At 62.6% G+C, this 8,183-nt stretch carries 7 protein-coding genes and 1 tRNA gene; 5 read left to right on the plus strand and 3 right to left on the minus strand.

Going from position 1 to position 8,183, the window contains the following annotated elements:
- Window positions 1-160 precede the first annotated feature (160 nt).
- From RR51_RS28120 to RR51_RS28135, 4 genes are all read left to right on the plus strand, one after another.
- Window positions 161-1,129, plus strand: coding sequence for a GTP 3',8-cyclase MoaA (locus RR51_RS28120; RefSeq protein WP_039615450.1), 969 nt, complete (start codon window positions 161-163; stop codon window positions 1,127-1,129).
- Window positions 1,130-1,195: 66 nt separating this feature from the next.
- Window positions 1,196-1,801, plus strand: coding sequence for a DUF4823 domain-containing protein (locus RR51_RS28125; RefSeq protein WP_013971585.1), 606 nt, complete (start codon window positions 1,196-1,198; stop codon window positions 1,799-1,801).
- Between the two features lie 10 nt (window positions 1,802-1,811).
- Window positions 1,812-2,372: a DUF1285 domain-containing protein gene (locus RR51_RS28130; protein ID WP_039615451.1), complete on the plus strand. Its 561-nt coding sequence runs from the start codon at window positions 1,812-1,814 to the stop codon at window positions 2,370-2,372.
- 214 nt (window positions 2,373-2,586) lie between these two features.
- Entirely contained in the window at window positions 2,587-3,003 is a 417-nt protein-coding gene (locus tag RR51_RS28135) for a cupin domain-containing protein (protein ID WP_039615452.1), read from the plus strand.
- On the opposite strand, the gene RR51_RS28140 is transcribed toward RR51_RS28135, so the two are convergent.
- From RR51_RS28140 to RR51_RS28150, 3 genes are all read right to left on the minus strand, one after another.
- Window positions 2,976-4,262: a cytosine deaminase gene (locus RR51_RS28140; protein ID WP_039615453.1), complete on the minus strand. Its 1,287-nt coding sequence runs from the start codon at window positions 4,260-4,262 to the stop codon at window positions 2,976-2,978. The genes RR51_RS28135 and RR51_RS28140 overlap by 28 nt on opposite strands.
- Before the next feature lie 114 nt (window positions 4,263-4,376).
- Window positions 4,377-4,452, minus strand: a tRNA-Asn gene (locus RR51_RS28145).
- A 62-nt stretch (window positions 4,453-4,514) separates the two neighbouring features.
- Window positions 4,515-5,711 (minus strand): amino acid aminotransferase, encoded by a 1,197-nt coding sequence (locus RR51_RS28150; RefSeq protein WP_013971589.1) that lies wholly within the window; start codon window positions 5,709-5,711, stop codon window positions 4,515-4,517.
- Between the two features lie 288 nt (window positions 5,712-5,999).
- Here RR51_RS28150 and uvrB point away from each other — a divergent pair, with 288 nt between their 5' ends.
- Window positions 6,000-8,015, plus strand: a complete 2,016-nt coding sequence (gene uvrB, locus RR51_RS28155; RefSeq protein ID WP_039615454.1) for an excinuclease ABC subunit UvrB — start codon at window positions 6,000-6,002, stop codon at window positions 8,013-8,015.
- The last annotated feature ends 168 nt before the right edge of the window (window positions 8,016-8,183 follow it).

Raw genomic sequence — 8,183 nt, forward strand, 5'->3', positions numbered from 1 at the left:
GCGAAAGGGGCCGGTACAGCCAGCACACATCTGCATGGCTGTACCGGCCCTTTCGCAGCACAAGGCTGCTCCTACCTATTTCGGCGATGTGCAGGGCTTGCAAAAACCTGATTTATGAGTCAGGTTTTGCCAGCCCCCATCATCCATGCCGGAGTCATTCATGATCGTCGATCGTCAAGGCAGGCGTTTTCGCAACCTGCGCGTCAGCCTGACGGCTGCCTGTAACTATGCCTGCACCTACTGCGTGCCAGACGGCAAGCGCCTGGTGGCAGCACAGGACGAACTGTCGGCGGAGGCCCTGGCTCGTGGCGTGGCCTACCTGATCGAAGCCGCCGGCATCGAACGCTTGCGCATCACTGGCGGTGAGCCATTGGTCAGTCCGCGCCTGGATGCTTTCCTGGCCGCCGTGGCCAAGCTCGACCTTGACGATATCTCGATGACTACCAATGGCCAGTTGCTGGCGCGCAAGTTGCCCCAGTTGCAGGCGGCAGGTATCCGCCGATTGAACGTTTCCCTCGACACCCTCGAGCCTCAGGCGTTCCGCCGTATTGCCCGGGGCGGCGACCTGGCCAGCGTGCTGGCGGGCATGGAGCGGGCCAGCGCCATGGGCATGCAGATCAAGGTGAACATGGTGCCGATGCGCGGGCACAACCTCGATCAGGTGCTGCCGCTGCTGGATTACTGCCTTGAGCGCGGCTTCGAACTGCGCTTCATCGAGCTCATGCGCATGGGCCACCTGGCCCGTGACCAAAACGTCTTCCTGCAGCAGTTCGTCGGCCTCGACCAACTGCTCGCACTGATTGCTGGCAAGCATGCCTACGTTCAGGTCGATGCGCCGCTGGACGCCACTGCCTTGCGTTATCAGGTGCCCGGCAAAGGCCACTTCGGCGTGATCGCCAACGAAAGCGTACCGTTCTGCCGCACCTGCTCGCGGCTGCGCCTGTCCTCCACGGGCTGGCTGCATGGCTGCCTGTCGTCGGGCAATCGCCATTTCGTCGGCGACCTTCTGGAAAAACCGCGCCATCAGGCGCTGCCGGCGCTGCAGCGCTTGCTGGTAAAGGCCTTGGCAGACAAGCAGGACCTGGCGTTCTCCGGCGATGTGATGGTGATGAAGGTGATTGGCGGCTGAAGCTGGCGCAAAAGCTGCATCCGCCAGCTATTCGCCGGTTTTTCGTCGCCGGCCACTGGAGGAAAGATGCGTAGCCTGGTTTTGCTGCTGGCGCTGATGGCGTTGGGCGGTTGCATGAATGTCAGCGATATGGGCGAGGGCGTCCGTTATCACATGAGCGATGCCGGTCTGCTGGACCACAGCGATACCCGTCGCACCCTGTCGATCCGCCTGCAGCCCGATTCGTTCATCTTCATCGGCCAGGGCGCGTTCGTGCCTCCGGGCAAGGGACCGGTGCCGCGGCAGAACGCGGTGGCCGAGCAGGCCTACAAGAGCTTCGTCGAATATTTCCCGCTGGTACGGCGCGCCCAAGGGCCACTGGGCCTGGAAGAGGCCATCGCCCAGGCGCGTTCGGTGGGTGCCGACTACGTGCTGTACACCCGCTTCGCGCGCACCGACGACCGTATCGGCAATGGCGACGAGTGGTATGACGAACAAGCGGTCGACCGCCTGGGCTGGGACACCGGCGTGGTGCAGATGATGCTCATCGAAACCAGCACCCGCTACCTGATCGACACTGCACGTATCAAGAGCCGTGGCGGTTTGTTGACGTTCCACGATAAAACCCCGGAGGATTTGCTTGGCGCGCCGATGCGCGAGTACGCTCGTAGCCTTCTGGGTGTGAGTGAATGAGGCAAGCGTGATGAGCGATTCCGGCAAGGCCAATGATCTTCTGGCGCAGATTCCCAAGGCCAAGGGCCTGCCGCCGGTGCATCTGTGGAACCCGGACTTCTGCGGTGACATCGACATGCGCATCGCCCGTGATGGCACCTGGTATTACCTGGGAACGCCGATCGGTCGCAAGCCGATGGTGCGGCTGTTTTCCACCATCATCCGCCGCGATGGCGATGACTACTTCCTGATTACCCCGGTAGAGAAGGTGGGCATCCGCGTCGACGATGCGCCGTTCGTGGCTGTGGCGTTGGATGTGGAAGGTGAGGGTGAGCAGCAGGTGCTGCGCTTCACCAGCAATGTCGAGGACCAGGTCGAAGCCGGGCCGGCCAACCCGCTGCGCGTGGTGATCGACCCGGTCACGCAGGAGCCATCGCCGTATGTGCTGATACGCAGCAACCTCGAGGCGCTGATTCATCGCAATGTGTTCTACCAGTTGGTAGAGCTGGCGGTGCCGCGTGAGATCGACGGGGAAGAGTGGCTTGGGGTCTGGAGCCACGGTGAGTTTTATCCGATCGGGCGTAGCAGCTGAGATATCTGGTGCCTGCACCGGCCTTCTCGCGGGATCGCCCGATCCCACAGGGTTTTCTGGAGGCTTCAGGGACTGCGCCGTACCTGTGGGAGCGGGCCCGCGAAGAGGACGGCACAGGCAATGATCGGCCTCTTGGTTTTTCCCCGAATTGGCCATTTGTCTCTCTGCCCCACAGGCCTAACCTGCAGGCAATTGCCATCCAGGAGAAGCCTCCATGAAACCCTTTAGCATCATCCTTCTCGCCCTGTTCGCCGCTCAAACCCCCGCCTGGGCGCACGGCGACGCTGCCGACCAGGTCAAGGTCCTGCAGCAGCAACAACCCTCGAACGCCCCCGGCAAGAGCGCCGTGATGCTCACCGTCAGCTACGCCCCCGGCCAGGCATCACCCGCGCATCAGCACCCGGGCGCAGTGATGGCCTACGTGCTGGAAGGGGCAGTGGTATCGAAGCTCGATAACGAGCCGGAGAAAACCTACAAGGCCGGTGAATACTGGTACGAAGCCCCGGGTACCGTGCACAGCGTGTCACGCAACGCCAGTCAGAAGCAGTCAGCCAAGTTGCTGGTCTGGAGCCTGGTGGATGAAGGCAGTGCGGTCACATTGCCCTATCCGGCAGCAGGCTCGGAGCGCTGAGCCTGCCCCAGCCGGGTTGTAACTTCCTGCATCAGGTCCGGGTCCAGTACCTGGCAAGGCGCGACCTGCACGTTGCTCGTGTAGAACGGCGGCAGATTTTGCGCCAGTCGAGCAACATCCTTGGCAGTGCAGCCTGTTGGCAGCGATACATATTGCAGGCTTGAGGGGAAGGACGGCGCGGTGTGCCGTTCCATGGTGGAGCCATACGCGCCAAGGGTCATGACCGCCTCGCTGCCGGCCGGGTCCGGAAAACGGAGCAGGACGAATGTGCAGTAACGGGGGTGGGTGAGATGCTGGTGTGCTTCGTCGCGGACCAGTGGGTCGTCATGGTTCATCAGGTTCCAGCGCAACGCGGCGTAGCTGCGAGTGGTCTCCATGAACGCAGTGCGAATGGGGGAGCGCGTTTCGTCACCGCCCAGGCAGGCCAGCAGATTGCCGAATGGGTCCAGCAAGGCTACGGCATTGCACGTATCAGCCGCGAGAGCTGTGTCGACCAATGGCTCGGCCAGTTCGATCCCGGGCAGGCGAGGGTCTGCACTTTTGCTGCGCAGGCTCCATGGGCTCAAGCCCGCCAGGGCCTGGCGTACCAGGCTCCGGTTGGGTAGGGTGATCGGGTCTTTCAGGGCAGATGGCGGGAGGCCGGCGTTGCTGCTTTCGTCGTGCACGTGGTTCACGCTGGCCTCGAACAACGAACGGGTAAGGCACATCGTTGCGGCGTCGATGCGTTCGCCAGCGTAGACCGGCCCTTGCGGCGGCCCGGCATAGTCGCGATCAAAAGGGCTGCCGACAGCATAGTAGCCCCACGTGGCTTGCGCGCGCAGACGAAGTGCGGCCGGCAGGCCGGGGAATTCGAAACGGCCGTCATGATTGATGCCGGCAAAGGTGTCGAGCGCACTTACCGCAACATTGAAGCCGGCAGTCAGCAAGGCGCCTGCGCACATGGCGCAGGGGTCGAGCGTGGTGATGACGGTCAGTTCATGCGTGGGCGGCAGGGCAAGGCGCTGCTGGTTGTCGAAATACCAGTCGACCAGCCGGCGCTCACCATGCCCCGTTGGGTCGTGAAGCCTGAATGCGGGTTGCGCCTGGCTGGCAGAGGGCTCCAGCACGCGGTTGTGCAGGGCGATCAGTACCTTGCCAGTGGCATTTTCGATGATGCAGCCACCCACGGCGAACGTTGCTTGTCGGCTTGCCAGGAGGGCCTGGTTGGCGGCGATTGCTACCGCTTGCTGAGCGTTCTGGGTGAAATCGTTGGCTTTCATGCTTGCCTGTGCTCGTCGAGGGATCTCGGACGATACAGCAGCCGTGCGCTGGCATGAGGGGATAAGTGCAACAAAAAACCTCCAGTGCTTGCGCATCTGGAGGTTTTCAAATTTTGGCTCCGCGACCTGGACTCGAACCAGGGACCCAATGATTAACAGTCATTTGCTCTACCGACTGAGCTATCGCGGAATCTGTGCGTATCTTACTGATTGCCCAGGGGAAGTCAAGCCACCCCTAGGCAAAACAATGAGTTACAGCACCTGCACGATAGCTTTGGTCACTACGTGGATGTTGCTCTGGTTCAGCGCGGCCACGGCGATGCGGCCGGTGTCCAGCGCATAGATGCCGAACTCGTTCTTCAGGCGGGCGACCTGTTCGACGGTCAGGCCCGAGTACGAGAACATGCCAACCTGGCGGCCAACGAAGCTGAAGTCGCGGTTGGCGCCATATTCGGCCAGCAGCGAAACCATCTGCTTGCGCATGCCGTGGATGCGCTCGCGCATTTCGGCCAGCTCGGTTTCCCACATCTGGCGCAGTTCGGCGCTGTTCAGCACGGTGGCAACGATGGTTGCACCGTGGGTCGGCGGGTTGGAGTAGGTGGTGCGGATCACGCGCTTGACCTGCGACAGCACGCGGGTGCTCTCGTCCTTGGAGGCGGTGACGATCGACAGCGCACCGACGCGCTCGCCGTACAGCGAGAACGACTTGGAGAACGAGCTGGACACGAAGAACTCCAGGCCCGACTCGGCGAACAGGCGCACGGCGAAGGCGTCTTCGGCGATGCCGTCACCGAAGCCCTGGTAGGCCATGTCGAGGAATGGCACGTGGCCCTTGGCCTTGACCACTTCCAGGACGTTTTTCCAGTCGTCCAGGTTCAGGTCGACGCCGGTCGGGTTGTGGCAGCAGGCGTGCAGCACCACGATCGAGCCGGACGGCAGGTTGTTCAGGTCTTCGAGCATGCCGGCGCGGTTGACGTCGTTGGTCGGCGCGTCGTAGTAGCGGTAGTTCTGCACCGGGAAGCCGGCCGATTCGAACAGCGCACGGTGGTTTTCCCAGCTCGGGTCGCTGATGGCAACCACGGCGTTTGGCGACACACGCTTGAGGAAGTCGGCGCCAATCTTCAGTGCGCCGGTACCGCCGACGGCCTGCACGGTAACCACGCGGCCAGCGGCCAGCAGTGGCGACTCGGCGCCGAACAGCAGCTTTTGTACAGCCTGGTCGTAGGTGGCGATACCGTCGATCGGCAGGTAGCCGCGCGAGGCGTGCTGGGCGGCACGCTGGGTCTCGGCTTCGATCACGGCGCGCAGCAGCGGAATGCGGCCTTCCTCATTGCAGTACACGCCCACGCCCAGGTTGACCTTGTCGGTACGTGGGTCGGCGTTGAATGCTTCGTTGAGGCCCAGAATAGGGTCGCGGGGTGCCAGCTCGACAGCGGAAAACAGGCTCATTGTTACCTTGGCTCTGATTGGAGTGTGATAGGACGTACACGCTCCAGCCCGAATGCACTGAAGCGGTGCACAAACGGGGAGTCAGTATAGTGATACCGACCGGTCACCGCGACAGTCCGGCATCGCTTTTCAGGTCATTTGCGCAAATATTTTTCGACCATTGGTCTAATTGCCCGGTCCACCGTAACAGGCGCTCACAGCTGTGCCTTGAAAGCGCCCCCCGGCGGGCGCATTTGGGTATAGACTACTGGCTAAATTTACAGTTGCTGCAACACCGCGAGGTCCGTCATGTCCGAGTTCCAGCTCGTCACCCGTTTCCAGCCAGCCGGCGACCAGCCCGAGGCCATCCGCCAGATGGTCGAAGGCATCGAGGCGGGGCTGTCGCACCAGACGCTGCTCGGGGTGACTGGGTCGGGCAAGACCTTCAGCATCGCCAACGTCATTCAGCAGGTGCAGCGGCCTACCCTGGTGCTTGCGCCGAACAAGACCCTGGCCGCGCAGCTTTATGGCGAATTCAAGGCGTTCTTCCCCAACAATGCGGTGGAGTACTTCGTTTCCTACTACGACTACTACCAGCCTGAAGCCTACGTACCGTCGTCCGACACCTTCATCGAGAAGGACGCTTCGATCAACGACCACATCGAGCAGATGCGCCTGTCGGCGACCAAGGCATTGCTGGAGCGGCGTGACGCGATCATCGTCACCACCGTGTCGTGCATCTACGGCCTGGGCAGCCCCGAGACCTACCTGAAAATGGTCCTGCACGTGGACCGCGGCGACAAGCTCGACCAGCGCGCGCTGCTGCGCCGCCTGGCCGACCTGCAATACACCCGCAACGAGATGGACTTTGCCCGCGCCACCTTCCGCGTGCGCGGCGATGTGATCGACATCTTCCCGGCCGAATCGGACCTCGAGGCCATCCGCATCGAACTGTTCGATGACGAGGTGGAGAACATCGCAGCCTTTGACCCGTTGACCGGCGAGGTCTTCCGCAAACTGCCGCGTTTCACCTTCTACCCCAAGAGCCACTACGTCACCCCGCGGGAAACCCTGCTGGAGGCGGTGGAAGGCATCAAGGAAGAGCTCAAGGACCGCCTGGAGTACCTACAGAAGGCCAACAAGCTGGTCGAGGCCCAGCGCCTGGAGCAACGCACCCGCTTCGATCTGGAGATGATCCTGGAGCTGGGCTACTGCAACGGCATCGAGAACTACTCGCGCTACCTGTCCGGGCGCCCGGCCGGGGCGCCGCCGCCCACCCTGTACGACTACCTGCCGCCCGATGCGCTGCTGGTGATCGACGAATCCCACGTCAGCGTTCCGCAGGTCGGCGCCATGTACAAGGGCGACCGCTCGCGCAAGGAAACCCTGGTCGAGTACGGCTTCCGCCTGCCTTCGGCGCTGGACAACCGGCCGATGCGTTTCGACGAGTGGGAGGACGTCAGCCCGCAGACCATCTTCGTATCCGCCACCCCGGGCCCCTATGAGGCCGAGCACGCCGGGCGCGTGGTAGAGCAGGTAGTGCGACCCACCGGCCTGGTCGACCCACAGGTGGAAGTACGCCCGGCGCTTACCCAGGTGGATGACCTGCTGTCGGAAATCCGCAAGCGCGTGGCACAGGGCGAGCGGGTGCTGGCCACCACGTTGACCAAGCGCATGGCCGAAGACCTCACCGACTACCTGGCCGACCACGATGTGCGAGTGCGTTACCTGCACTCGGACATCGACACCGTCGAGCGGGTGGAGATCATCCGCGACCTGCGCCTGGGTACCTTCGACGTGCTGGTGGGCATCAACCTGCTGCGTGAGGGCCTGGACATGCCCGAGGTGTCGCTGGTGGCGATCCTCGATGCCGACAAGGAAGGTTTCCTGCGCTCCGAGCGCTCACTGATCCAGACCATCGGCCGTGCTGCGCGTAACCTCAATGGCCGGGCCATCCTGTATGCCGACAACATCACCGGTTCCATGCAGCGCGCCATCGACGAGACCGAGCGTCGTCGCGAGAAGCAGATCGCCTTCAACCTGGCCAATGGCATCGTGCCCAAAGGTGTGGTCAAGGACATCACCGATATCATGGAAGGCGCCACCGTGCCCGGCGCGCGCAGCAAAAAGCGCAAGGGCATGGCCAAGGCTGCGGAGGAGAGTGCCCGTTACGAGGCCGAGCTGCGTACGCCGGGCGAGATCACCAAGCGCATCAAGCAGCTGGAAGAGAAGATGATGCAGTTCGCCCGCGACCTGGAGTTCGAGGCCGCGGCGCAATTGCGCGACGAGATTGCCCAGCTGCGCGAGCGGTTGATCACCAGCTGATTTCTTTACTGCCTGCACTGGCCTCTTCGCGGGTAAACCCGCTCCCACAGGATCGCTGTAATCCTTGAGCTCTGCGCAGTACCTGTGGGAGATTCTATGGCCGAAGGCAATTTCTCAGTAGAACCGTCTTCGGCCTCTTTCAGTAATCTCCAGACACAAGTCAGCGCA

The organism is Pseudomonas sp. C5pp, assembly GCF_000814065.1.
GTDB lineage: Bacteria > Pseudomonadota > Gammaproteobacteria > Pseudomonadales > Pseudomonadaceae > Aquipseudomonas > Aquipseudomonas asiatica.

Coding starts and splice junctions, on each gene's coding strand:
- uvrB (WP_039615454.1), top strand. CDS start 6,000: ATGTCCGAGTTCCAGCTCGTCACCCGTTTCCAGCCAGCCGGCGACCAG.
- RR51_RS28135 (WP_039615452.1), top strand. CDS start 2,587: ATGAAACCCTTTAGCATCATCCTTCTCGCCCTGTTCGCCGCTCAAACC.
- RR51_RS28140 (WP_039615453.1), bottom strand. CDS start 4,262: ATGAAAGCCAACGATTTCACCCAGAACGCTCAGCAAGCGGTAGCAATC.
- RR51_RS28120 (WP_039615450.1), top strand. CDS start 161: ATGATCGTCGATCGTCAAGGCAGGCGTTTTCGCAACCTGCGCGTCAGC.
- RR51_RS28130 (WP_039615451.1), top strand. CDS start 1,812: ATGAGCGATTCCGGCAAGGCCAATGATCTTCTGGCGCAGATTCCCAAG.
- RR51_RS28150 (WP_013971589.1), bottom strand. CDS start 5,711: ATGAGCCTGTTTTCCGCTGTCGAGCTGGCACCCCGCGACCCTATTCTG.
- RR51_RS28125 (WP_013971585.1), top strand. CDS start 1,196: ATGCGTAGCCTGGTTTTGCTGCTGGCGCTGATGGCGTTGGGCGGTTGC.